At 58.0% G+C, this 26695-nt stretch carries 15 protein-coding genes, 2 tRNA genes and 4 rRNA genes; 12 read left to right on the top strand and 9 right to left on the bottom strand.

The features are described from left to right. Positions 1-371 precede the first annotated feature (371 nt). From LOY52_RS00695 to LOY52_RS00680, 4 genes are read left to right on the top strand one after another with little or no spacing between them, the layout of a single operon-like run. The gene (locus LOY52_RS00695) at positions 372-1148 is read left to right on the top strand and encodes a DUF3050 domain-containing protein (protein WP_258677707.1); all 777 of its coding nucleotides are present in this window, start codon (positions 372-374) and stop codon (positions 1146-1148) included. After that, positions 1145-2074: a diiron oxygenase gene (locus LOY52_RS00690; protein WP_258677705.1), complete on the top strand. Its 930-nt coding sequence runs from the start codon at positions 1145-1147 to the stop codon at positions 2072-2074. Before LOY52_RS00695 ends, LOY52_RS00690 begins: the two co-directional genes overlap by 4 nt. A gap of 13 nt (positions 2075-2087) precedes the next feature. Next, positions 2088-5480: a non-ribosomal peptide synthetase gene (locus tag LOY52_RS00685; RefSeq protein WP_258677703.1), complete on the top strand. Its 3393-nt coding sequence runs from the start codon at positions 2088-2090 to the stop codon at positions 5478-5480. 23 nt (positions 5481-5503) lie between these two features. Then, a complete protein-coding gene (locus tag LOY52_RS00680; protein WP_258677701.1) occupies positions 5504-5971 on the top strand; it encodes an SRPBCC family protein in 468 nt (155 codons plus the stop codon). Between the two features lie 131 nt (positions 5972-6102). On the opposite strand, the gene LOY52_RS00675 is transcribed toward LOY52_RS00680, so the two are convergent. Further along, entirely contained in the window at positions 6103-7983 is a 1881-nt protein-coding gene (locus LOY52_RS00675; protein ID WP_258677699.1) for a methyl-accepting chemotaxis protein, read from the bottom strand. A gap of 311 nt (positions 7984-8294) precedes the next feature. On the opposite strand from LOY52_RS00675, the gene LOY52_RS00670 reads away from it, so the two are divergent. The 4 genes from LOY52_RS00670 to LOY52_RS00655 all read left to right on the top strand — a co-directional run bounded on the left by LOY52_RS00670 (position 8295) and on the right by LOY52_RS00655 (position 13640). Continuing rightward, on the top strand, positions 8295-8795 hold the full coding sequence (locus tag LOY52_RS00670) for a sigma-70 family RNA polymerase sigma factor (RefSeq protein ID WP_258677697.1): 501 nt from the start codon (positions 8295-8297) through the stop codon (positions 8793-8795). Continuing rightward, positions 8795-9796: a FecR domain-containing protein gene (locus LOY52_RS00665; protein ID WP_258677696.1), complete on the top strand. Its 1002-nt coding sequence runs from the start codon at positions 8795-8797 to the stop codon at positions 9794-9796. Before LOY52_RS00670 ends, LOY52_RS00665 begins: the two co-directional genes overlap by 1 nt. Positions 9797-9883: 87 nt before the next feature. After that, a complete protein-coding gene (locus LOY52_RS00660) occupies positions 9884-12385 on the top strand; it encodes a TonB-dependent siderophore receptor (RefSeq protein WP_258677694.1) in 2502 nt (833 codons plus the stop codon). A 76-nt stretch (positions 12386-12461) separates the two neighbouring features. Next, positions 12462-13640, top strand: a complete 1179-nt coding sequence (locus LOY52_RS00655) for a PepSY domain-containing protein (protein ID WP_258677692.1) — start codon at positions 12462-12464, stop codon at positions 13638-13640. Positions 13641-13705: 65 nt separating this feature from the next. Here the strand turns inward: LOY52_RS00655 and rrf (LOY52_RS00650) are convergent. The 8 genes from rrf (LOY52_RS00650) to LOY52_RS00615 form a co-directional block, all read right to left on the bottom strand. Beyond that, a 5S ribosomal RNA gene (gene rrf / locus LOY52_RS00650) occupies positions 13706-13821 on the bottom strand. Positions 13822-13926: 105 nt separating this feature from the next. Further along, positions 13927-14042, bottom strand: a 5S ribosomal RNA gene (rrf, locus tag LOY52_RS00645). A gap of 153 nt (positions 14043-14195) precedes the next feature. Next, a 23S ribosomal RNA gene (locus tag LOY52_RS00640) occupies positions 14196-17087 on the bottom strand. A 247-nt stretch (positions 17088-17334) separates the two neighbouring features. After that, positions 17335-17410, bottom strand: a tRNA-Ala gene (locus LOY52_RS00635). Positions 17411-17439: 29 nt separating this feature from the next. After that, positions 17440-17516: transfer RNA gene (locus tag LOY52_RS00630), tRNA-Ile, on the bottom strand. An 81-nt stretch (positions 17517-17597) separates the two neighbouring features. Continuing rightward, positions 17598-19134: ribosomal RNA gene (locus LOY52_RS00625) — 16S ribosomal RNA — on the bottom strand. Together the 16S, 23S and 5S rRNA genes with 2 tRNA genes alongside form the textbook arrangement of a ribosomal RNA operon. A 643-nt stretch (positions 19135-19777) precedes the next feature. Then, entirely contained in the window at positions 19778-20998 is a 1221-nt protein-coding gene (locus tag LOY52_RS00620; protein ID WP_258677690.1) for a CaiB/BaiF CoA-transferase family protein, read from the bottom strand. A 13-nt stretch (positions 20999-21011) separates the two neighbouring features. Next, the gene (locus LOY52_RS00615) at positions 21012-22193 is read right to left on the bottom strand and encodes an acyl-CoA dehydrogenase (protein WP_258677688.1); all 1182 of its coding nucleotides are present in this window, start codon (positions 22191-22193) and stop codon (positions 21012-21014) included. 157 nt (positions 22194-22350) lie between these two features. Between LOY52_RS00615 and LOY52_RS00610 the strand changes: the two genes are divergently transcribed. The 4 genes from LOY52_RS00610 to LOY52_RS00595 all read left to right on the top strand — a co-directional run bounded on the left by LOY52_RS00610 (position 22351) and on the right by LOY52_RS00595 (position 26575). Beyond that, positions 22351-23250 carry a LysR family transcriptional regulator gene (locus tag LOY52_RS00610; protein ID WP_258677686.1) on the top strand — a complete coding sequence of 300 codons (900 nt, stop codon included), beginning with the start codon at positions 22351-22353 and terminating at the stop codon, positions 23248-23250. A 434-nt stretch (positions 23251-23684) separates the two neighbouring features. Beyond that, the gene (locus tag LOY52_RS00605; RefSeq protein WP_258677684.1) at positions 23685-24806 is read left to right on the top strand and encodes a Re/Si-specific NAD(P)(+) transhydrogenase subunit alpha; all 1122 of its coding nucleotides are present in this window, start codon (positions 23685-23687) and stop codon (positions 24804-24806) included. Positions 24807-24821: 15 nt separating this feature from the next. Beyond that, positions 24822-25142 (top strand): NAD(P) transhydrogenase subunit alpha, encoded by a 321-nt coding sequence (locus LOY52_RS00600; RefSeq protein ID WP_003220416.1) that lies wholly within the window; start codon positions 24822-24824, stop codon positions 25140-25142. Then, positions 25142-26575, top strand: a complete 1434-nt coding sequence (locus LOY52_RS00595) for an NAD(P)(+) transhydrogenase (Re/Si-specific) subunit beta (protein WP_027610192.1) — start codon at positions 25142-25144, stop codon at positions 26573-26575. The genes LOY52_RS00600 and LOY52_RS00595 overlap by 1 nt, the downstream gene beginning before the upstream one ends. The last annotated feature ends 120 nt before the right edge of the window (positions 26576-26695 follow it).

Genomic DNA, 26695 nt, shown 5'->3' with positions numbered 1-26695 from the left:
CCATTATTTGCCGAAAGGAGCAACTACGCCCAAGTAAAACTTAAACCAAAAGTTTTACTGGGCCGACTCATACTTGAAAAATATACAACTAAAAATAATTAAAAATAAACTTGTTAAGTTATTTGACGATGTATTAGCTTTTCCTCGCCGAGCAGGGTTCGCCCCGCAAACACGGCGCAGCTCTGCAGTCAGCCAATAGCTTTGGCAAATAGTCGCCAACGCATGGCCGAGAGCCTTTCATGCACTTTGCAAACTTTCATTAATCCGAATGAGGCCCGCGTTCGCCAATAGAAAACATTACAAACTCACAAAGTCCGTGTTGATGCACTGAACGAGCAACTCCCTCTATTCCAATAACACCGAGGTTCGCCATGATGCCAACTAAAGAACAACTCGCCCTGAAAAAAGCGCAATTGAGCGTTCACCCGATCTTTACCGAAATCGATTCGTTATCGGTACTGCGCAGGTTCATGGAATCCCACGTCTTCGCCGTGTGGGACTTCATGTCGCTGACCAAACGCCTGCAGCAGGAACTGACCTGCACCCGCCTGCCATGGCTGCCGCCACGCGATCCGCGTGCTGCGCGGCTGATCAACGAGATCGTGCTTGGCGAAGAGTCGGATGATCGTCCCGCCCACGGCCATTACAGCCATTTCGAACTGTACCTGGACGCGATGCGCGAAGTCGGTGCGAGCACCACGGCGGTCGAACGGTTTGTCGCGCTGCAACAGGAAGGGGTGAGTTACGACGTCGCCCTGCAAAGCGTCGAAGTGGATCCGGCAGCAGCAAAATTTGTGCGCGAGACGCTGCACACCGCCCTGCATGCGCCAGGCCACAGCGTCGCCGCCGCGTTCCTGCATGGCCGCGAGAGCGTTATCCCGACGATGTTCCAGCGCATTCTTGATGACTGGGGGATCGGCATCGAACAGGCGCCGACCTTTCGCTATTACCTGGAGCGCCACATCGAGGTCGACTCGGAAGATCACGGTCCGGCAGCAGAGCAACTGCTTGAGCGTCTGGTCGATGGCGATCCGCAGCGTGAAGCCGAGGTCTACGCCAGTGCCATCGCGGCGGTGGAAAGCCGCATCGCCCTGTGGGACGGCCTGCGTCTGAGCATGCGCGAACCCTTGGCGGAGGTGGCCCAATGAACGCCGCCGATTACCAATCCTTCGCCGACGCCTGGGAAACCCGCGCCACCATCCGCACCCGGCCACGGCGCGTGCTCGAAGACGACGAGCGCCTGATCTATCCGTTGAGCCGCCAGCCCCTGGTGCTCAGCGAAACCTTCCTGCGTGAGTGCCCGCAACAACGGGATTTCGCCCTGGTGCAGACGCTGTACAAGTTCATCAACGATGTGGTGATTTTCGAGACCGAGATCGTCGACCAGACCGCCCGAGCCATCGCCAAGAATCGCTTCGCCGTGCCCTTCCCGTTCGCCTGTCGATACGACGCCATGACCGTGGTTGTGGACGAGGATTACCACGCACTGGTGGCGATGGATTTCATGCAGCAGACCGTGGCCATGACCGGCATCGAGCCGATCGAATTGCCCGCAGAAATCGAACTGAGCCGGGCGATTCCTGCCGCTGTGGCGTTGGCGCCCGAGCACCTGCGCAGCGCGGTGGAACTGATCTGCGTGGCCATCGCCGAGAACACCGTGACCGGCGACGTCGCCGCGTTCGCCCGGGACGATACGGTCAAGCCATCGATCAAAGGGCTGATGGCCGATCACTTGCTCGACGAGGGCCGGCATTCCAGCTTCTGGGCGCGCATGGTGCGCATCTATTGGCACACCGCCAATGACGCGGACCGGGAAACCATCGCGCAGATCCTGCCGGTGTTCATCGGCCATTACCTGACCAACGACATCCAGAAGTCCTTCGATCTGCGTCTGATCGACGCCTTGCCGGTCAGCGAGGCAGTGCGCCGTTCGCTCAGGGACGAGATGGCCGGGCTGGCGTTCCCGATCAATCGCCACCATCCGCTGGTGGGCAACATCGTGCGTTTTTTCCACAGCAGCTCGCTGCTCGACACGCCCTGCGTGCGGCACGCCTTGCGTGACTATCTGGTTTGATGAGGAGGCCGACATGAGACGTCTCGACATTTTGCTGATTGGCGCCAGCCAGGCCATGACCGACCTGGCGCAGGAACTCGAACAACACGGCCACTCCTTGCGGCGCAGCGGCGCGGCGCAATCGCCGGTAGACCTGATCATCGACGATGGCTTCATCGGCGCCGGCGATCTCTGCGCCATTCCGCACTTGCATCTGCGTCTGGGTATAGGGTCGCCGGGCCTTGGCAGTTTGCCGACGCTCGACCTGCTGTGCTTCCTCGGCTCGTCAATGATCAGCCGTGTGCCGATTGGCGATGAGCCGTCCGGCAATGGTCAAGCACTGCGCCAGCGAGTGCTGACACATGTGGTCGACGAAGTCGCGCTGCTGGTCAGCCGCTTCTCCCGCGATGCCGAGTATTTTCAGCAGGCATTGCCGGCCACGGCGCCGGACTTCGAACAGGTGGAAGATCTGTCGTTTCTCGACAGTCTGGCTTACGTCCATCGCCTCAACGCGACGACGCATCCGGCATTGTTGCAACAGGCACAGACGCCGCTGATCGAGCGCCTGCAACAGAGCCTGATCGCGCACGCCGAGCGACCGGCGCTGCACCTGGCCGAGCAGTCGTTCAGCTACCGCCAGTTGCACGCGCACAGCCGTGCGATCCAGCAACGTCTGCAACCGCTGCTCGAGCAGCATCCGCAGCCGTGGATCGTGGGTATCTGCCAGCCGAAAAGCCCGGCGCTGTTCGCCTCGATTCTGGCGGTGCTCGGCAGTGGCGCAGTGTATCTGCCGCTGGAGCCGAGCCATCCGTTGCAACGCCAGCAATACATCCTGCAAAACGCCGGCGCGGCGTTGCTGTTGCATAACGGTGAGCATCCGCTCGGTGCGGCGATGCCGGGGCTGGATGTCAGTCGTATCGACAGCGCGGACGCGGATCTCAGCCAAGCGTTGATGCGTCAGCGGCCGACGCTTGAAGCACCGTGCATGGCGCTCTACACCTCCGGCACCACCGGGCATCCGAAGGGCGTGCTGCTGAGCCAGGCGAACCTTGCGCACTTCACCGCGTGGTACGCCGATTACGTGCAATTGCGCGCCGAGAGCCGGGTTTTGCAGTTCTCTTCGCTGAGTTTCGATTCTTCGCTGATCGATATCTTCCCCAGCCTGCTGCAGGGCGCCGAACTGGTGGTACCGGATGACACGCAACGGCGCGATCCGCTGCAACTGGTGGCGCTGATCCGCCGTCGGCAACTGAGCCACGCGTTCCTGCCGCCGGCGCTGCTGAGCATCCTGCCATTGGAGCAATTGCAAGGCGTCGAGGTAATGACCGGTGGCGACGTCTGCGAGCCTTTCGTCATCGAGCAACTGACCCGTCAGGGCAAGCTGCACAACCTCTACGGCCCCACCGAAGCGACGGTGCTGATTACCGCTCGCCAGCTCAAACCGGGTGACAGCAACCGCACTCTTGGCGCACCGATTGCCAATAGTCAGGTGCTGATTCTCGATGACGACTTGCAACCGGTGACGGAGAACACCGTCGGCGAATTGTTCATCGTCGGCCCCGGCGTCTGCCTCGGTTACTTGAACAATCCGCAGCAGACCGCAGAGCGTTATCTGACCCTGCAACTGCCGCACGGTGAGAGCTTGCGCGCCTACCGCAGTGGCGACATGGCCAAGTGGGGCGAACACGGCATCGAGCTGTGCGGACGACGCGATAATCAGGTAAAGATCCGTGGTTTTCGGGTCGAACCGGAAGAGATCGAGCGCTGCCTGCGCGAGAGCCAGTTGTACCGTCAGGTGGCGGTGGTGATCGACAGTCAGCGGCGGATTCTGGCGTTCCTTGCGCAGCCGCAATCGGACGCCGCTCGCGATGCATTGAAGGCGCATGCCCAGCAGTTTCTGCCGGACTACATGCAACCGGTGGCATGGACTGAACTGGCGCAGATGCCGTTCGCCAGCAACGGCAAGGTCGACCGTAGGGCGTTGCTGGAGCTGCCGGTTAGCGTGCAAGACAGCGGCCCGAAATGCCTGCCGGCAACCGCTGACGAAGCGCTGCTGCTGGAGATCTGGGCAGAACTGCTGGAGCTGCCGAGCAGCGATATTTCCACCGACGAAAGCTTCTTCAATCTCGGTGGCCATTCGATTCTGCTGTCGCGGATGTTGCTGCGTTTGCGTGAGGAATTCGGGCGCAGCATCTCGATCAACCGCTTCATCGAACTGCCGACCATCAGCAAACTCGCGACGCTGGTACGCGGTACTGATGACAGCGCGGTGCTCAGCGCCCAGGCCATGGCCGACGCCGAGCGCCCGCTGAACATCGAGCCGCTGCCGATCAGTCGCCTGGGCGATGTGCACAAGGTGATCGTCACCGGCGCCAACAGCTTTGTCGGCGTGCACATCGTCGAAGCGCTGCTCGGTTGGGGCGCCAGCGAGGTGGCGTGTCTGGTGCGTGACGGCGGCGGGCAAACGGCGGCACAGCGTTTTGCTCAGGCGTTGCGCGAGAACCGTCTCGAACATCTCGATTTGAGCCGGGTGCGAATCTATTCGGCAGACATCACCCGCCCGCAACTGGGTTTGGCCGATGACGATTATCAGCGCCTCGATCGCGAGTTCGGCGCGCTGGTGCACAACGCCGCCAACGTCAACCACGTACTCGATTACGAGTCGCTGGCCGCGGATAACGTCGAGCCGATTTTCGAGCTGCTGCGCCTGTGTGAAGGGCGCAGCAAAAAGGTCTTCAACTTTGTCTCGACGCTGTCCGCTTCCAGCACCGTCGACGGCGAAGGCCGAGTGCTCGAACTGCCCGCCGCGCCGACCCCGCCGATCTACATCCGCAACGGCTACAACCTGTCGAAATGGGTCGGCGAGCGCGTCCTCGAACGGGCGCGCGAGCGTGGGGTGTGGGTCAACCTGTATCGCCCCGGGAACATCAGTTTCAACAGCCTGAGCGGCGTCTGCCAGCCGCACAAAAACCGTTTGATGCTGATGCTCAAGGGCTCAATCCAGCTCGGTCAGGTACCGGCCTTCGCGCTGAATTTCGACCTGATGCCGGTGGACTTTCTCGCCCGCTTCATCGCCTTCCACGCCAGCCGTTATTCGGCCGAAAGAGCGGTGTTCAACCTGCACAACCCCGAGCCGCTGAGTTGGGATGCCTACGTCGCCTCGTTCCGCGAAACCGGCAGCGAGTTCTCGCTGGTCAGCGTCGCCGACTGGCAACAGCAACTGGGCCGGGTCGATGCCGACAACGCGCTGTTCGGCGTGCTCGGTTTCTACCTCAACGGCTTCGAGGAGGACATCGGCGACATCTCCCTGATCGGCCACGCCAACGCTGAAGCCGGCGTGCAACAGATGGGCGCGCAGTACCCGGAAAAATCCCCGGCGCTGCTGCGTCGCGGCTGCGACTACCTGAAACAGATCAACTTCATCTAGTTCACCCAAAAAGGAGCAACACCATGAGCAATCTGCAACCCGACACCCTGATCAAAAACCCGCACGGCTGCCACGTTGTGTCGTCGGTGGAAGTGCCCGCGGACGCGGCGCAGGTCTGGGCGGTGGTCGGCAATTTCGCAGGCTTCGACCGATTCATTCCGGCGCTGTCGCACATCGAAATGACCGGCGACGGCGTGACTTCGCTGCGCAAGAAATTCTTCAAGGACGGCAACGTGGTGGTCGAACAACTCAACTCCCGCGATGAGCAGGCACGGGCCATGACCTGGACCACGATCTACAACACCTTGGGTGTGGCGAATTTGTGGGCGGCGATGAATGTGGAATCGCTGGGGGCGGGGAAGTCGCGGGCGACCTGGACGATCATTGCCGAGCCGGCATCAAGTGGGGCGCAAGCGCTGCCGGGGTTCAAGGATTTCGTGCAGGGGTTTGCCGATGATGCGATGGGGAATGTGCTGAAACTGTTTGTTTAAGGCTGTTGTTGAGCGGTGATTGCATGACCGCTTTCGCGAGCAGGCTCGCTCCCACATTTTGATCACATTCCTTCAAGGGGAACACGGTCAACCTGTGGGAGCGAGCCTGCTCGCGAAGAACGATAACGCGGTCAGATCTTGAAGCTGTCCACCAACTGCTTCAACCGATTCGCCTGCTGCGACAGCGCATCACAGTCCTTCAATGTTTCATTGAGGTTGGCGACGCTCTGCTGGTTCAGCAGGTTGATCTGGTTGACGTCGACGTTGAGGGTTTCCACCACCGCCGTCTGCTCTTCGGTTGCAGCGGCCACCGACTGGTTCATGCCGTCGATTTCGCCGATGCGCTGGGTCACGCTGACCAGGCGCAGACCGGCCTGATTCGCCACTTCCACGCTCTCTTCGCTGGACGCCTGACTGGCGTTCATGGTGGTCACCGCTTCACGGGAACCGACCTGCAAGGAGGTAATCATCTTGTGGATCTCTTCCGCCGATTCCTGAGTGCGATGGGCAAGGTTGCGCACTTCGTCCGCCACCACCGCAAAACCGCGTCCGGCTTCACCGGCACGGGCCGCTTCGATGGCCGCGTTGAGCGCCAGCAGGTTGGTCTGCTGCGAGATGCCTTTGATCACATCGAGGATGTGGCCGATATTGTCGGTGCTGGCGTTGAGGGTTTCGATCTGGGTGCACGACAGGCTGATCTTCTGCGACAGCTCGGTCATCGCCTGAATGGTCTGCTCGACCACCTGACGACCGTCATCGGCCTGCTCGCTGGCGCCGCTGGCGTGCTGCGAAGCATCGGCGGCGTTGCGGGCGATTTCCTGAGTGGCGGCGCCCAATTGGTTGATCGCTGCGGCGACACTGTTGGTGCGCGCGCTTTGCTCGTCGGAACCGATGATCGAGGCGTTGGACGAGGCCATTACCCGTTGCGACAGGTCGTGCACGTGACGGGTGGCCGACGACACTTCGGAAATCGACGCGTGAATGCGCTCGACGAACTGGTTGAACGCGCTGCCCAGTTCGGCGAACTCATCCTTGCCTGCCACGACCAGACGACGGGTCAGGTCGCCTTCGCCTTGAGCGATGTCCTGCATCGCGCGGCCCATGGTGGTCAGCGGACGCATCAGGACGTTGATCAGCAGGCTCAGCAGCAGCGCAATCGCAGCAACCGCGACGAACATCGCGATCAGCGCCGAAGTACGGAACTGGCTGAGGGCGGCGTAGGCCTTGTCACGATCAATCGACAGACCGATGTACCAGTCGGCATTCGGCAAATCGCTGACCGGGGTGAACGACAGGATGCGTTCCTGGCCGTTGAGCACCACGTTCTGGTTGCCTTTCTCGATGCGCACGCCGGAATTCGGGTAGATGTCCTTGAGGTTCTTCATCACCTGGTCTTTGTCCGGGCTGACGATCACCTGACCGTCGCCGCTGACCAGGAATGCGTGGCCGAGGCCACCGAAGTCCACCGAGTTGATGATCTTCACCAGTGTTTCCAGGCTCAGGTCACCGCCGACCACACCCAGCAGTTCGCCATTCTTTTTCACCGGCATGGCGATGGTCACGACCAGACCGCCGACCGCCGCCATGTACGGCGGCGTCAGCATGGTTTTGTCAGCAACGACTGCTTGCTTGTACCAAGGGCGCTGACGCGGGTCGTAGCCGTCGGGCATCTTCGCGTCAGGGCGCTGGGTGAACACACCGTTGGCCTGACCGACGTAGGTGAACTGGAAGTTCGAGGTGAAGGCCGGTTGATCGACCAGCCCCGGGAAATCGGCGTCCTTGCCCTGATGGGCAACGTTTTGCGCGAGGTTTTCCAGCACCAGGATCCGCCCGCTCATCCAGTTCTGCACGCTGCTGGCGGTCAGATCGCCGGCCTGCTGCACGGACGACTGAAGATTCTGGCGAATGGTGTTGCGCTGCAGATAGTCGTTGTAGAGGGTGAACAAAGCGAAAGCCAGGACCACGACGCCCGAGGCGGCCAACAGGATTTTATGGCTGAACTTGAGATTCATTTCATGGGACTTCTTATGCAAAAGTGGGGATGCGTTCCGGGATGCAACATTCCATGTACAGCGCAGGCGGCGTTCTGACGGCCGCTCTACTTTGGTGCACGCATGTCTCACCAGTCTGTCGGCACCATTCACGGAAATCTTAGGGCTGCGTGGGAAATGGCCTGCATTTCTATCAGATTCCCGCCGAACGGCGTGCCAGAGCGTTCGCCACGAAGTTTTTTTGCTGGATCTCCGAGCAGAGGTTGCAAAATTCGCAGCCCCTGATAAAAATGCGACTAATTATCATTTGTGACGTTCGGGCTGTCGCGTTCATGTCCTCACCTGAGTTTGCAGTGCAGGCGCTTTACAGGAGTCATCACGGCTGGCTTAACGCCTGGCTGCGGGCACGGCTGGGCAACGCCGCGGATGCCGCGGATCTGGCCCAGGACACCTTCGTCCGTCTGTTGCAGCGCAGCGAACGTCTTGAACTCAAGGCGCCTCGCGCATTTTTACGCACCATCGCCCGTGGCCTGGTGATCGATCATTGGCGTCGTGCAGAAATCGAACGCGCCTATCTCGAAACCATCGCCCATTTGCCCGAAGCCGAAACCCCGAGCGCCGAAACCCGCGCCTTGGTGATCGAGTTGCTTGAGAACATCGCGCGCATGCTCGAAGGCTTGCGGCCGAAAGTGCGTCAGGCGTTTCTGCTGGCGCAGTGCGAAGGTTTGACCCATAAGCAGATTGCCGCGCAGATGGGATTGTCACTGCGCTCAGTCGAACGTTACGTCGCCGATGCGCTGTATCACTGCTACGTGTTGCGGTACGCAAGTTGATGCCTGTGGATAACAACTCAGTCGCGCGCCGCGCCGAGCCGCAGCAACAGGTGGTCAAGCAAGCCATTCACTGGCTGCTGCGGCTGCGCAACAACCATGGCAATGCGCGCCTGAGTCATCAGTGCGATGCATGGCGCGCCGAACATCATGAGCATGAGCTGGCCTGGCAGCGCGTGCAGTCGCTGCAAGCGGAATTGAGCCATAACCTGCGCGCGGTGCCCGGCGCCCAGGTGGCGTTCAATACGCTGGAAAACAGTGCGCAGGGATTGGGCCGGCGACAAGCCTTGAAGCTGCTGTCTGGCGCGGTGCTGATGAGCTCCGCGGCATGGCTGGCGAAGGACACCTCCGTGTGGCAGCAGTGGTGCGCTGATTACGCGACGGCGACCGGCGAACGCCGCAGCTTCCAGTTACCCGATGGCACGCGGATCGAGCTGAACACTGCCAGCGCAGTGGATCTGGATTACACCTCGCAGCAGCGGCTGATCAAACTCACTCGCGGCGAAATCATCGTCACATGCGGCGGTAACGATGAAGGCGCGACTTTCAACCGGCCACTTCGCGTGCAAAGTCGTCATGGCATTTATGAGCCGATAAAGGCTCGCTTCATCCTGCGTCAGGACAGCGATTGCACGCGGCTCACTGTCAGCTCCGGGAGCGTCGCCATCCGCAGCGGCGCAACCTCCGTCGAGGCACTCGCCGGGCAGACCTATCTGATTGATCACCATCAGGTGCGCCCGGCAGCGCCACTGGATATGGACGTGGGCGCGTGGGTCGACGGTTTGATCGTCACTCGCAACATGCGCCTGGGCGATCTTCTCAACGAGGTCGGGCGTTATCGGCAGGGCTTCGTAACGTGTGCGCCGCAGGTGGCGGACTTGCGCCTGTCCGGAGTGTTCCGTCTGGAGGACACCGACAAGCTGCTTGCCATCCTGCCGCAGACCCTGCCGGTGCAATTGCGTTATCGCACCCGATGGTGGGTCACGCTGGAAGCAGTGGCCTGAATTTATTTTGGCGGGTTTTCGCGACAAGTTCGGCTTGGTCAGTAAGCACTTTAACTCAGCCTTTTCGACTGCCCACGGAAACCTACAATGACTGTCCGCATCACCTGTAAGAACCCGCTGAATTTCACTGCCGAATCGGGCCTGCTGCGCCACGCCGTTCGCGCCGCCCTGCTGTCCACCGTTCTGGGTGCCGGTACGCTGCCCGGCCTGAGCCTCGCCGCCCCTGCCAGTGAAGCGAGCAGTCATCGCTACAGCATCGCCGCCGGCCCGCTGGGCGAAGCGCTGAACCAGTTTGCTCGTCAGGCGGGCATCACCTTGTCGATGACCCCGCAGCAAACTCAGGGACAACAGTCTCCGGGCGTACAGGGCGAATATTCAACTGATCAGGCGTTGAGCCATTTGCTCAGCGGTTCGGGCCTGGAAGCAGTCAGCCAGGACGGCAGCAGCTACGTCCTGCGTGCTGTCAGTGAAACCGACGCGCTGGCACTGCCAACCACCGATATCAAAGGCTTCGCCCTCGGTAACGCGCTGGGCAGCATGGAAGGCTACAACGCCACTCACAGTCAGATCGCCACCAAGACCAGTACTGCTCTGCTGGAAACCTCGCAAAGCGTATCGGTGGTCACTCGCGAGCAAATGGACGATCAAGGCTCGCAGACCGTCTCCCAGGCGATGCGTTATACCCCCGGCGTGCTGACCAACCCTTACGGCGCAACCCATCGCTACGACTACGTGGCGATGCGCGGTTTCAACGACGGCTCGGTGGACAACATCTACCTCGACGGCCTCAAGTCGATGGGCGACAGCGGCACCTACAGCACCATGCAGGTCGATCCGTATTTCCTCGAGCGCGTGGATATTCTCAAAGGCCCGTCGTCGGTGTTGTATGGTCGCAGTTCGCCCGGTGGGCTGGTGGCGCTGACCAGTAAAAAGCCGTTGTACGAGGCCTATCATCAGGTGCAGGCCACGGTCGGTACCCAAGGTCAGCGCGGGGTCGGTTTTGACTTCAGCGGTCCGGTCGATGACGACAAGCGCATTGCCTATCGTCTGACCGGTTTGTCCGATCAGTCCGACACACAATTCGACCACAACAAGGAAAAACGCTTCGCCCTCGCCCCGACCCTGAGTATCGACTTCAGCGAAGACACCTCGCTGACGCTACAGGCGTATCTGCAGCACGATCCGGATGGCGGCTACCACGGCGGCGTGCCGGCGGACGGGACGATTCATCAGCGCAACGGCAACCGCATCTCGCCGCATTTCTTCGAAGGTGAGCCGGGGATTGATGGTTACTCGCGGGATCAGCAGTCGTTCGGCTATCAGTTCGAACATCGCTTCAACGATGTTTTCACGGCGCGGCAGAATTTCCGTTACCTCGACTCCAAAGTGAATATGGATCAGGTCTACGCCTATGGCTGGACGACACCAACCAGCAACGAACTGAACCGCTATTACACCGGCGGCGATGAACGTCTGCATGCGTTCATCGTCGACAACATGCTGCAGGCCGAATTCTTTACCGGGGCTACCAAGCACACCGTGTTGATGGGCGCAGATTATCAACGACGCAAGACGGTGGTCGACTGGACCAGTGGTGGTCTGGCGCCGATCAATGCGTTCAACCCGGTCTACGGCAATTCGGCGATCGATATGTACGGCGACACCAGTTACCTGCGCCGCCTGGAGCAGACCGGGGTCTACCTGCAAGACCTGATCGAGATGGACCAGTGGCGGTTCTCGCTGGGGCTGCGTCAGGACTGGGTCGAGACGTCGGATGAGAACCGTATCGCCGAAGCGGGCCGTCCGGTCGGCACGGAAATCAATGACCGCCGCACCAAACTGACCGGCCGTGCTGGTGCGTTGTATCTATTCGATAACGGCCTGGCGCCGTACATCAGCTATTCCGAGTCGTTTAACCCGAACTCGTATGCCGACAGCGCCGGTAATCCTCTGCCGCCAACTGACGGGACGCAATGGGAAGTCGGCCTGAAGTACCAGCCGCCGGGCACCGACAACCTGTTCACCGCGTCGCTGTTCCGCATCGATCAAGAGAATCTGGCGACCAAACTGCCGCAGGAAAACTTCTACCGCGCGGTAGGCGCTGTCCGCTCGCAAGGCCTGGAGCTGGAAGCGCACATGCAGTTGACCGACAACCTGAAAGTACTCGGCAGCTACACCTTCACCGATATCGAGTATTCGAAGTCGATGGTCAGCACCCTGAGCACGCCGACCGACGTGATCGAGAACAAAGGCAACTCGCCAACTCAGGCACCGCGGCACATGGCCTCGTTGTGGGCGGATTACAAATTCGACAGTGCCGCACTCGACGGCCTGCGCCTGGGCGGTGGTGTGCGTTATGTCGGTTACAGCTGGGCGGATGCGGAAAACACGCTGAAGGTGCCGTCCTACACATTGTTCGACGCATCCATCGGTTATGACCTGGGCAAGGTTGGCTTGAAGGGCGTCGACGTGCGCCTGAACGCGAACAACCTGACCAATGAATCCTACGTGGCCTCCTGTGCGAGTCTGAACTTCTGCTACATGGGCGAAGAGCGCAACGTCGCCGCCACGGTCAGCTACCAGTTCTAAACCTTTGCCTAGTGCATAAAAAAGCCAGCCCCTGATTGTTCAGGGGCTGGCTTTGTCGTCTTTGTGGGGAACTTTCATGCGCGCATCATTGGTGTTGTTGCATCGCTATATCGGGCTGGCGACGGCGGTGTTTTTGCTGCTGGCCGGGATCACCGGGAGCATTCTGGCGTTCAATCATGAGCTGGATGAGTGGCTGAATCCGCAATTCTATGCGGGCTCCGCCGAGGGTCAGCGATTGCCTCCCGGGGCGTTGGTCGACGCGGTTCAGACTGCGCATCCGAAGTTGCAGGTCTGGTACATGGAGTATCCGGACGAAGTTGGGCATACCGCATTATTGGCGGCGGTCCCACGTAACGACCCGGCGACAGGCAAACCGTTTGATGAGCGCAATCAGGTGTTCTATCTGGATCAGGTCAATGCCGAGCTGAAAGGGCAACGTTACTGGGGCGAGTGCTGCTTTGCACGGGAGAACTTCATTCCGTTCATTCTCGAGTTTCACTACAACCTGACGTTGCCCGGAAACTGGGGATTGTGGTTGATGGGTTTGGTTGCCATCGCTTGGGTGATCGATTGCTTCATCGCGCTGTGGCTGACATTTCCTCGTGGCAAACCGTTCTGGAAGAAATGGTCGACGGCCTGGAAGATCAAGGGCGGCCACGTTTATCGACTCAACTTCGATCTGCATCGGGCCGGTGGATTGTGGCTGTGGTTGTTGTTGCTACCGATTGCGGTCAGCAGTGTCGCGATGAACTTGCCCAGTCAGGTCTTCAAACCGGCGGTGTCGCTGCTTTCACCGATCGAGCCGAGCGTTTATGAGGCTCGAGGGCGAATGCCTCCATCTGAGTTGGGGGTGACACAGTTGAGTTATCAACAGGCGTACGAAAGGGCATTGGTCGAGGGGAAGAGGTTAGGACTGACAGCGGCGATCGGGGAGTTGTATTACAGCTTTGAGTACAACTTCTACGGCGCAGGATTCGGGCAACACGACACTGAAGCGCATGGCAAATCCTGGTTGTTTTTCCACGGTACTGACGGGCGATTATTAGGTCAGGAAATTGCCGGACAAGGGACACTGGGGGAACGGTTTTACCGCTTGCAACTACCGATACATGGCGGACGGATCATCGGCTTCACCGGGCAAGTGATCATCGCGGTATTGGGGGTTCTGATCGCGGGGCTATCGGGGACTGGCGTCTACATCTGGTGGCGCAAGTGGCAGGCCCGGCGCATCAGCAAGGCTCGCAAAGCGGCCTGACGTTCGGAAACCCTGAAACGACAAAACCCCTGTCTGCGTTAGCAGACAGGGGTTCTGGAATTTAATCTTGACGATGACCTACTCTCACATGGGGAAACCCCACACTACCATCGGCGATGCATCGTTTCACTTCTGAGTTCGGGATGGGATCAGGTGGTTCCAACGCTCTATGGTCGTCAAGAAATTCTGTATCTGGCCCGTCAACACGGTAACGTGCCAGCAAAATCGGTGACTTCTACTAAAACAAAACCCCAACTGCTTTCGCAATTGGGGTTTCGGAATTTAATCTTGACGATGACCTACTCTCACATGGGGAAACCCCACACTACCATCGGCGATGCATCGTTTCACTTCTGAGTTCGGGATGGGATCAGGTGGTTCCAACGCTCTATGGTCGTCAAGAAATTCGGGTACTGACTCGTGACCTGTTGGCCTCGCTTCAGCAAATCGGGTATGTGATACAGGTGTTTGTGAGCATCGCGAACTTTCGGTTCATTGCGTCTTCACACACCGCAATCTGGTCTCTTTCGAGCATGCAGATTGCTTGGGTGTTATATGGTCAAGCCTCACGGGCAATTAGTATTGGTTAGCTCAACGCCTCACAGCGCTTACACACCCAACCTATCAACGTCGTAGTCTTCGACGGCCCTTCAGGGAACTCAAGGTTCCAGTGAGATCTCATCTTGAGGCAAGTTTCCCGCTTAGATGCTTTCAGCGGTTATCTTTCCCGAACATAGCTACCCGGCAATGCCACTGGCGTGACAACCGGAACACCAGAGGTTCGTCCACTCCGGTCCTCTCGTACTAGGAGCAGCCCCTCTCAAATCTCAAACGTCCACGGCAGATAGGGACCGAACTGTCTCACGACGTTCTAAACCCAGCTCGCGTACCACTTTAAATGGCGAACAGCCATACCCTTGGGACCGGCTTCAGCCCCAGGATGTGATGAGCCGACATCGAGGTGCCAAACACCGCCGTCGATATGAACTCTTGGGCGGTATCAGCCTGTTATCCCCGGAGTACCTTTTATCCGTTGAGCGATGGCCCTTCCATACAGAACCACCGGATCACTAAGACCTACTTTCGTACCTGCTCGACGTGTCTGTCTCGCAGTCAAGCGCGCTTTTGCCTTTATACTCTACGACCGATTTCCGACCGGTCTGAGCGCACCTTCGTACTCCTCCGTTACTCTTTAGGAGGAGACCGCCCCAGTCAAACTACCCACCATACACTGTCCTCGATCCGGATAACGGACCTGAGTTAGAACCTCAAAGTTGCCAGGGTGGTATTTCAAGGATGGCTCCACGCGAACTGGCGTCCACGCTTCAAAGCCTCCCACCTATCCTACACAAGCAAATTCAAAGTCCAGTGCAAAGCTATAGTAAAGGTTCACGGGGTCTTTCCGTCTAGCCGCGGATACACTGCATCTTCACAGCGATTTCAATTTCACTGAGTCTCGGGTGGAGACAGCGCCGCCATCGTTACGCCATTCGTGCAGGTCGGAACTTACCCGACAAGGAATTTCGCTACCTTAGGACCGTTATAGTTACGGCCGCCGTTTACCGGGGCTTCGATCAAGAGCTTCGCGTTAGCTAACCCCATCAATTAACCTTCCGGCACCGGGCAGGCGTCACACCCTATACGTCCACTTTCGTGTTTGCAGAGTGCTGTGTTTTTAATAAACAGTCGCAGCGGCCTGGTATCTTCGACCGGCATGAGCTTACGGAGCAAGTCCTTCACCCTCACCGGCGCACCTTCTCCCGAAGTTACGGTGCCATTTTGCCTAGTTCCTTCACCCGAGTTCTCTCAAGCGCCTTGGTATTCTCTACCCAACCACCTGTGTCGGTTTGGGGTACGGTTCCTGGTTACCTGAAGCTTAGAAGCTTTTCTTGGAAGCATGGCATCAACCACTTCGTCACCCAAAGGGTAACTCGTCATCAGCTCTCGGCCTTAAGATCCCGGATTTACCTAAGATCTCAGCCTACCACCTTAAACTTGGACAACCAACGCCAAGCTGGCCTAGCCTTCTCCGTCCCTCCATCGCAATAACCAGAAGTACAGGAATATTAACCTGTTTTCCATCGACTACGCTTTTCAGCCTCGCCTTAGGGACCGACTAACCCTGCGTCGATTAACGTTGCGCAGGAAACCTTGGTCTTTCGGCGTGGGTGTTTTTCACACCCATTGTCGTTACTCATGTCAGCATTCGCACTTCTGATACCTCCAGCAAGCTTCTCAACTCACCTTCACAGGCTTACAGAACGCTCCTCTACCGCATCACTTGCGTGATACCCGTAGCTTCGGTGTATGGTTTGAGCCCCGTTACATCTTCCGCGCAGGCCGACTCGACTAGTGAGCTATTACGCTTTCTTTAAAGGGTGGCTGCTTCTAAGCCAACCTCCTAGCTGTCTAAGCCTTCCCACATCGTTTCCCACTTAACCATAACTTTGGGACCTTAGCTGACGGTCTGGGTTGTTTCCCTTTTCACGACGGACGTTAGCACCCGCCGTGTGTCTCCCATGCTCGGCACTTGTAGGTATTCGGAGTTTGCATCGGTTTGGTAAGTCGGGATGACCCCCTAGCCGAAACAGTGCTCTACCCCCTACAGTGATACATGAGGCGCTACCTAAATAGCTTTCGAGGAGAACCAGCTATCTCCGAGCTTGATTAGCCTTTCACTCCGATCCACAGGTCATCCGCTAACTTTTCAACGGTAGTCGGTTCGGTCCTCCAGTCAGTGTTACCTAACCTTCAACCTGCCCATGGATAGATCGCCCGGTTTCGGGTCTATTCCCAGCGACTAGACGCCCTATTAAGACTCGCTTTCGCTACGCCTCCCCTATTCGGTTAAGCTCGCCACTGAAAATAAGTCGCTGACCCATTATACAAAAGGTACGCAGTCACCCAACAAAGTGGGCTCCCACTGCTTGTACGCATACGGTTTCAGGATCTATTTCACTCCCCTCTCCGGGGTTCTTTTCGCCTTTCCCTCACGGTACTAGTTCACTATCGGTCAGTCAGTAGTATTTAGCCTTGGAGGATGGTCCCCCCATATTCAGACAAAGTTTCTCGTGCTCCGTCCTACTCGATTTCATGACTAAGAGACTTTCGCGTACAGGGCTATCACCCACTATGGCCGCACTTTCCAGAGCGTTCCGCTAATCTCAAAGCCACTTAAGGGCTAGTCCCCGTTCGCTCGCCACTACTAAGGGAATCTCGGTTGATTTCTTTTCCTCAGGGTACTTAGATGTTTCAGTTCCCCTGGTTCGCCTCTTGCACCTATGTATTCAGTACAAGATAACCATCTTGTGATGGCTGGGTTCCCCCATTCAGACATCTCCGGATCAAAGTCTGTTTGCCGACTCCCCGAAGCTTTTCGCAGGCTACCACGTCTTTCATCGCCTCTGACTGCCAAGGCATCCACCGTATGCGCTTCTTCACTTGACCATATAACCCCAAGCAATCTGGTTATACTGTGAAGACGACATTCGCCGAAAATTCGCAAAACTCTTAAGAGTCACTCACAAATTTTACCTTAGCCTGATCCGTTACCAGTGAAAGTAACGTTCAGTCTATCTTTCTATCACATACCCAAATTTTTAAAGAACGATCTAATCAAAAGACTAGAAATCAGCATTCACCATCACAGCGATGGAATGCTCATTTCTAAGCTTTCAAACTTCAGAAGCAGTGGTGGTGGAGCCAAGCGGGATCGAACCGCTGACCTCCTGCGTGCAAGGCAGGCGCTCTCCCAGCTGAGCTATGGCCCCGTATCTCTACAGGTTTCCCACACAAAAATTGGTGGGTCTGGGCAGATTCGAACTGCCGACCTCACCCTTATCAGGGGTGCGCTCTAACCAACTGAGCTACAGACCCAATTTCGGGCTGCTTCTATCGTCTTCTTCAATGAATCAAGCAATTCGTGTGGGAACTTATGGAGCAGCTGATGTCGTCGATTAAGGAGGTGATCCAGCCGCAGGTTCCCCTACGGCTACCTTGTTACGACTTCACCCCAGTCATGAATCACACCGTGGTAACCGTCCTCCCGAAGGTTAGACTAGCTACTTCTGGTGCAACCCACTCCCATGGTGTGACGGGCGGTGTGTACAAGGCCCGGGAACGTATTCACCGCGACATTCTGATTCGCGATTACTAGCGATTCCGACTTCACGCAGTCGAGTTGCAGACTGCGATCCGGACTACGATCGGTTTTGTGGGATTAGCTCCACCTCGCGGCTTGGCAACCCTCTGTACCGACCATTGTAGCACGTGTGTAGCCCAGGCCGTAAGGGCCATGATGACTTGACGTCATCCCCACCTTCCTCCGGTTTGTCACCGGCAGTCTCCTTAGAGTGCCCACCATTACGTGCTGGTAACTAAGGACAAGGGTTGCGCTCGTTACGGGACTTAACCCAACATCTCACGACACGAGCTGACGACAGCCATGCAGCACCTGTCTCAATGTTCCCGAAGGCACCAATCCATCTCTGGAAAGTTCATTGGATGTCAAGGCCTGGTAAGGTTCTTCGCGTTGCTTCGAATTAAACCACATGCTCCACCGCTTGTGCGGGCCCCCGTCAATTCATTTGAGTTTTAACCTTGCGGCCGTACTCCCCAGGCGGTCAACTTAATGCGTTAGCTGCGCCACTAAGAGCTCAAGGCTCCCAACGGCTAGTTGACATCGTTTACGGCGTGGACTACCAGGGTATCTAATCCTGTTTGCTCCCCACGCTTTCGCACCTCAGTGTCAGTATCAGTCCAGGTGGTCGCCTTCGCCACTGGTGTTCCTTCCTATATCTACGCATTTCACCGCTACACAGGAAATTCCACCACCCTCTACCATACTCTAGCTTGCCAGTTTTGGATGCAGTTCCCAGGTTGAGCCCGGGGATTTCACATCCAACTTAACAAACCACCTACGCGCGCTTTACGCCCAGTAATTCCGATTAACGCTTGCACCCTCTGTATTACCGCGGCTGCTGGCACAGAGTTAGCCGGTGCTTATTCTGTCGGTAACGTCAAAATTGCAGAGTATTAATCTACAACCCTTCCTCCCAACTTAAAGTGCTTTACAATCCGAAGACCTTCTTCACACACGCGGCATGGCTGGATCAGGCTTTCGCCCATTGTCCAATATTCCCCACTGCTGCCTCCCGTAGGAGTCTGGACCGTGTCTCAGTTCCAGTGTGACTGATCATCCTCTCAGACCAGTTACGGATCGTCGCCTTGGTGAGCCATTACCTCACCAACTAGCTAATCCGACCTAGGCTCATCTGATAGCGCAAGGCCCGAAGGTCCCCTGCTTTCTCCCGTAGGACGTATGCGGTATTAGCGTTCCTTTCGAAACGTTGTCCCCCACTACCAGGCAGATTCCTAGGCATTACTCACCCGTCCGCCGCTGAATTCAGGAGCAAGCTCCCTTCATCCGCTCGACTTGCATGTGTTAGGCCTGCCGCCAGCGTTCAATCTGAGCCATGATCAAACTCTTCAGTTCAAACATCTTTGGGTTTTTAAGAAACCCTAAACTTGGCTCAGCAATCGTTGGTTACATCTTTGATTTCTCGCGGAGTAACTTGTGATGCTGACAATCTTGTTGACTATCAGTCTGACTCCACAAGCACCCACACGAATTGCTTGATTCAGTTGTTAAAGAGCGGTTGGTTAAGATCTTTCGTCTCAACCGAGGCGCGCATTCTACAGCAGCCTCATTTGCTGTCAAGTGATTATTTTCAGAAGTTTTCGAAGATTTCTTCAACAACTTCAACCACTTGCGCTTCCGATCTCTCGTTAGCGGGAGGCGAATTCTACAGCGTTACACGCTGCTGTCAACACCTCTTTTTCTCCGCTTTCGACCGAGAAGATCGAGCCGTCAAAAGAGCCAACCATCACCGCTCTTTCAAATCCTTCCAGGCTTCGATGAGCTGAAGCAAGTTGCTGTCGAAAACTGCGTAACTCATTGAATCTCAAGGAGTTTTCCGTTTCGACTGCGCCGGAAGTGGGGCGAATTATAGACTTCCAGAATCTGCCGTCAACCGCTTTTTTCACTTTTCTTTCAACAACTTACAGATCGGTTAAAAAACATACAAAATCCTCTATTTAGAAGGAGGGAAACGATTCCTTCTATATAGAAGCGATACTCAAAGCACCCCATCAGCCTTGAGCGCATCCACCGCACCTGCGCCCAGACCCAGCACCCGCTGCAAAACCTCCAGCGTATGCTCGCCCAACAAAGGAGGTGCACGGCGGTACTCGACCGGCGTCTGCGATAACCGGATCGGACTCGCCACCTGCGGCACCATCCCCGCCAGTGCGTGAGGCAACTCAATTGCCAAGCCACGCGCCTTCACCTGCGGATCCTCAAACACCTGGGACAGATCGTTGATCGGCCCACACGGCACGCCCGCCTGCTCCAACTGCGCCACCCATTCGGCAGTGGTCTTGAATACCGTTGCCTGACGGATCAGAGGAATCAACACCGAGCGGTTAGCCACCCTTAGCTTGTTAGTCGCGAAACGCGGATCGTCCGCCCACTGCGGCTGGCCCGCCACCTCGGCAAACTTGCGGAACTGTCCGTCATTGCCAACGGTAAGAATGAAATCACCATCGGCCGTCGGGAAGTCCTGATAAGGCACAATATTAGGGTGTGCATTGCCCAGACGTTTCGGTGCATTGCCGGTAGTCAGATAGTTCATCGCCTGGTTCGCCAGGCATGCGACCTGCACATCCAGCAAAGCCATATCGATATGTTGCCCGCCGCCGTCGTGATCACGATGAGCCAGCGCTGCCAGAATCGCCACGGTCGAATACAGACCTGTAAGGATGTCCGTCAGCGCCACCCCCACCTTCACCGGCCCGGCACCTTCATCACCTTCAGGACGACCGGTCAGGCTCATCAGCCCGCCGAGCCCCTGGATCATGAAGTCATATCCGGCACGCTTGGCATACGGCCCGGTTTGACCGAAGCCGGTGATCGAGCAATAGATCAGATCCGGGTTGATCGCTTTGAGCGACTCATAGTCCAGCCCATAGGCAGCCAAGCCACCGACCTTGAAGTTCTCGATCAGGATGTCCGACTTCGCCGCCAGCTCCCGTACGAGGTTTTGCCCTTCTGGTCGGGTGAAGTCGATGGTCACCGATTGCTTGTTGCGGTTGGCCGACAGGTAATAGGCCGCCTCGCTGGTGTTCTCACCATAGGCGTCTTTAAGGAAGGGTGGCCCCCAGGCGCGCGTGTCATCGCCATTGCCCGGGCGCTCGACCTTGATCACCTCGGCGCCAAGATCGGCGAGAATCTGCCCGGCCCAAGGCCCGGCCAGCACGCGTGATAAATCCAGTACTCGCAGATGCGACAGCGCGCCCATGGTCGCTCTCCTGTTAATAGAACGCCTGCAGACCGGTTTGCGCGCGACCCAGAATCAGCGCGTGAACGTCGTGAGTACCTTCATAGGTATTCACCACTTCCAGATTGACCAGGTGACGGGCCACGCCGAACTCGTCGGAGATACCGTTGCCGCCCAACATGTCACGAGCCATGCGAGCGATATCCAGCGACTTGCCACAGGAGTTGCGCTTCATGATCGAAGTGATTTCGACTGCCGCAGTGCCTTCATCCTTCATGCGGCCCAGACGCAGACAGCCTTGCAGGGCCAGAGTGATCTCGGTCTGCATGTCGGCCAGCTTCTTCTGAATAAGCTGGGTGGCAGCCAATGGACGCCCGAACTGCTGACGATCAAGGGTGTACTGGCGAGCGGTGTGCCAGCAGAACTCGGCAGCTCCCAAGGCTCCCCAGGAGATGCCGTAGCGTGCGGAGTTAAGGCAGGTGAACGGGCCTTTCAGACCGCGCACGTCCGGGAAGATGTTCTCTTCCGGGACAAACACGTCGTCCATGACGATTTCCCCGGTGATCGAGGCGCGCAGACCGACCTTGCCGTGAATCGCCGGAGCGCTCAGGCCCTTCCAGCCTTTTTCCAGTACGAAGCCACGGATGTCGCCGGCATCGTCCTTGGCCCAGACTACAAATACATCGGCGATCGGGCTGTTGGTGATCCACATCTTGGCGCCGGTCAGCCTGTAGCCGCCGTCGACTTTGCGCGCACGGGTGATCATCGCGCCCGGGTCGGAACCGTGGTTTGGCTCGGTCAGACCGAAGCAGCCGATCCATTCGCCAGAGGCCAGTTTCGGCAGATACTTCTGTTTCTGGGCTTCTGTACCGAATTCGTTGATCGGCACCATCACTAGCGAGGACTGCACGCTCATCATCGAACGGTAGCCGGAGTCGACACGCTCCACTTCACGGGCGATCAGGCCATAGCTGACGTAGTTCAGGCCGCTGCCTCCGTATTGCTCAGGGATGGTCGCACCGAGCAGGCCGACTTCGCCCATTTCGCGGAAGATCGCCGGATCGGTTTTCTCATGGCGGAAAGCTTCGAGAACACGTGGCGCCAGGCTCTGCTGAGCGAACTGGGCGGCGGTGTCACGGATCATGCGCTCTTCTTCGGTGAGCTGTTGATCCAGCAGCAGGGGATCGATCCAGTTGAAGCTAGCTTTACCGCCCATGGGTGTGTCCTCGCAAATCGGTGAATTAACGTGGCATTGATCCTAGGCCCGGTTCGCCAGCACGGCAAACGAGGATTTCGCATTATGTTGTGCTAATTTCTCACTCCGAGACGTCGCTCAATGCCTTTTGCGCGGCGCATTAGTGAGGTTCATGTACATGCGCAGGAAGATCCCCAGCACCACCGCCCTGATCAGCTTCGAGGCCGCCGCTCGTCATGAGAGCTTTACCAAGGCAGCCGAAGAGCTTTCCCTCACTCAGGGTGCCATTTGCCGACAGATCGCCAGCCTTGAGGACTTCCTCAGCGTGGAACTGTTCCGACGCTCGCGACGCGGCGTGAAGCTGACGGAGGCGGGCCTTTCTTACAGCCGTCGGGTGGCCACGCAACTGGACGCCGTCGAGCGCGATACGCTCTCAGTGATGGGCCAGCAAGGCACCAACGTAATCGAACTGGCGGTGGTGCCCACCTTCGGCACGCAATGGCTGCTGCCACGGCTCAAGGACTTCCAACTCAACCACCCGGAAGTAACGGTCAACCTCACCAACCGCACCCGCCCGTTCCTATTCGCCGATACTGATTTCGACGCGGCGATCTACTTCGGCGACGCCGACTGGTCAGGTACCGAATCCCACAGACTGATGGGCGAAAATCCGATGCCGGTGTGCAGCCCCACCCTACTCGGCAGCAGGACACATCTGACTCCTGAAGAGATCGCCGAGCTGCCCCTGTTGCAGCAAACCACTCGCCCCTACGCCTGGCGCCAATGGTTCAACTCACAGCGCCTGAACATCCCTCGTGACATGACAGGCCCACGCTACGAGCTATTCTCCATGCTGGCCCAGGCGGCCATGCATGAAATGGGGATTGCGCTGATTCCCCCGTTCCTGATCCAGCGTGAACTGGCCGAGAAACGCCTGGTGATCGCCAACCCGAATGCGCTCTCCAGCATCAAGGCGTATTACCTGATGATTCCGGAGCGAAAGGTCGAATCGGCATCACTCAAGGCTTTTCGCGATTGGCTGGTCAATCAGGCAAACAGCTACAGCCTAGAAGGATAAAGGCGCACAGCGATTGCTAACCCGGTAGTCAGGAAAATAAAAGCCCTACAGATATAAGTATTTGTCGCAAAATCACAGACTGTATCCGAAAGTCGTACAGACGTCCCACAAGCGCCTGAAGACGTGGCTTTGAGCCTCCATCCACGACTCATTACGGCCTATTCACGCCACCGATGAGAAATATTTTCAAATTCAGCCAGAATCCTTGCAAGGCACGGCCTGCAAGGGATTCAACTGGCCATCTGCGACATTCGGTCACGGGATGACTTGTAGTTAATTTTCCGTCACCCGTCATAATCCCTTGAAGGGCATAAAGTTCGCCTGCAAAATGCCGCGCCCCGCCCTGATTTGGCGGGATCGTGCTGATCGGCCGCCCCAGTCGCACCATCCGCAGTGCCTGGGTTTACTCAATAAGATCACGCAGGAGATTTGACGTGCACATTGGTGTTCCTCTCGAAACCCAGACCGGTGAAACACGGGTTGCTGCAACCCCGGAAACCATTAAAAAGCTGATCAGCCAAGGTCATAAGGTCACTGTGCAAACCGGCGCCGGCGTCAAAGCCAGCGTTGTCGACAGTGCCTATGAAGCGGCGGGCGCAACCATTGGCAGTGCCAACGATGCGTTCGGCGCCGAGCTGATTCTCAAAGTGGTCGCCCCCAGCGACGCCGAACTGGCGCTGATCAAGCGCGGCACGGTGCTGGTGGGCATGCTCAACCCCTTCAATAACGACACCATCGCCAAAATGGCCGAGTGCGGGATCACCGCGTTCGCCCTTGAGGCGGCGCCGCGTACCTCTCGGGCGCAGAGTCTCGATGTGTTGTCGTCGCAGGCGAACATCGCCGGCTACAAGGCGGTGTTGCTGGCTGCGCACTACTATCCGCGCTTCATGCCAATGCTGATGACCGCTGCGGGCACCGTGAAAGCGGCGCGCGTACTGATTCTCGGCGCCGGTGTGGCCGGGTTGCAGGCGATTGCCACGGCGAAACGTCTGGGTGCGGTGATCGAAGCGTCTGACGTGCGTCCGGCAGTGAAGGAACAAATCGAATCTCTCGGCGCCAAGTTCGTCGATGTGCCTTACGAGACTGACGAAGAGCGCGAATGCGCGGTCGGTGTCGGCGGTTACGCGCGCCCAATGCCGACAAGCTGGATGCAGCGTCAGGCCCAGGCTGTGCACGAGCGCGCCAAGCAGGCCGACATCGTCATCACCACTGCGCTGATCCCGGGCCGCAAGGCGCCGACACTGTTGAGCGCGGATACCGTGGCGCAGATGAAGCCGGGCTCGGTGGTCATCGACCTCGCGGCGGCGCAGGGCGGCAACTGCCCGCTGACTGTGGCCGATCAGGTCGTGGTCGAGAATGGCGTGACCATCGTCGGCCCAACCAACCTCGCAGGTGAAGTCGCCGCAGATGCTTCGGCGCTGTACGCCCGCAACCTGCTGGACTTCCTCAAGCTGGTGTTCACCAAAGAAGGCCAGTTCGACGTCAACCTCGAAGACGACATCGTCGCCGCGTGCCTGATGTGCCGCGACGGCCAAGTCATCCGCAAAAACGCCTAAGCAGGGATTCAGACGATGGAAGAGCTTATCTCCCCCGGTATCTACAACCTGATCATCTTCGTGCTGGCGATTTATGTCGGTTACCACGTGGTCTGGAACGTTACACCTGCGCTGCACACGCCGTTGATGGCGGTGACCAACGCCATTTCGGCAATCGTGATCGTCGGCGCGATGCTCGCTGCTGCGCTGACCGTCACGCCGCTGGGCAAGACCATGGGCACCCTCGCCGTGGCACTGGCTGCGGTCAACGTGTTTGGTGGCTTCCTGGTCACCCGCCGCATGCTTGAGATGTTCAAGAAGAAAGCCCCGAAAGCAAAAGAAGAGGCGCCGAAGTAATGAGCATGAATCTCGTCACGACGCTCTACCTGATCGCGTCGATCTGCTTTATCCAGGCCCTTAAAGGCCTGTCGCACCCGACCACCTCGCGGCGCGGCAATCTGTTCGGCATGCTCGGCATGGCGCTGGCCATCCTCACCACCATCGGCCTCATCTATAAGCTCGGTGCCGAGCTGGCGACTGCGGGTATCGGTTACGTGATCGTCGGCCTGCTGATCGGCGGCACTGCCGGTTCGATCATGGCCAAACGCGTCGAAATGACCAAGATGCCGGAACTGGTCGCTTTCATGCACAGCATGATCGGTCTGGCGGCAGTGTTCATCGCGATTGCTGCGGTGGTCGAGCCGCAATCGCTGGGCATCGTGAAACATCTGGGCGATTCGATCCCGGCGGGCAACCGTCTGGAGCTGTTCCTCGGCGCGGCGATTGGTGCAATCACCTTCTCCGGTTCGGTGATCGCCTTCGGCAAGCTGTCGGGCAAGTACAAGTTCCGCCTGTTCCAAGGCGCGCCGGTACAGTTTGCCGGTCAGCACAAGCTGAACGCGGTACTCGGTCTGGCGACACTGGTGCTCGGCGTGACCTTCATGCTCACCGGCAACCTCGCCGCGTTCGCGCTGATGCTGGCCCTGGCATTCGTGATGGGCGTGCTGATCATCATCCCGATCGGCGGCGCCGACATGCCGGTGGTGGTGTCGATGCTCAACAGTTATTCCGGCTGGGCGGCGGCGGGTATCGGCTTCTCGCTGAACAACTCGATGCTGATCATTGCCGGTTCGCTGGTGGGTTCGAGCGGTGCGATCCTCTCGTACATCATGTGCAAGGCGATGAACCGTTCCTTCTTTAATGTCCTGCTCGGTGGTTTCGGCAACACGGCCGACGCAGGACCTGCCGGAGCGAAAGAAGCCCGTCCGGTGAAATCCGGTTCGGCCGACGACGCGACCTTCCTGCTGACCAACGCCGACACCGTGATCATCGTCCCGGGTTACGGCCTGGCGGTGGCCCGCGCACAGCATGCCTTGAAAGAGCTGACCGAGAAGCTGACCCACCGTGGCGTGACCGTGAAGTACGCGATCCACCCGGTGGCCGGTCGTATGCCGGGGCACATGAACGTCCTGCTCGCCGAGGCCGAAGTGCCTTACGACCAGGTGTTCGAGATGGAAGACATCAACTCCGAGTTCGGCCAGGCCGACGTGGTGCTGGTGCTCGGCGCCAACGACGTGGTCAACCCGGCCGCCAAGAACGATCCGAAATCGCCGATTGCCGGCATGCCGATTCTCGAAGCGTTCAAGGCCAAGACCATCATCGTCAACAAGCGTTCGATGGCCAGCGGTTATGCCGGTCTGGACAACGAACTGTTCTACCTGGACAAGACCATGATGGTGTTCGGCGACGCGAAAAAAGTCATCGAAGACATGGTCAAAGCGGTCGAGTAATCCTCCGCAGCTGCACCGGACGCCCCGACTTGTCGGGGCGTTTTTGTTTGCGCAAACCGTCGGACAATTTGCCACGTTGTTGCAGATCCAGTAACGGTGTTTTACTTGAAACCCGCTAAA

It is taken from the genome of Pseudomonas sp. B21-051, assembly GCF_024748795.1.
Lineage (GTDB): Bacteria > Pseudomonadota > Gammaproteobacteria > Pseudomonadales > Pseudomonadaceae > Aquipseudomonas > Aquipseudomonas putida_A.
This window is presented reverse-complemented; position numbering and strand designations above follow the sequence as displayed.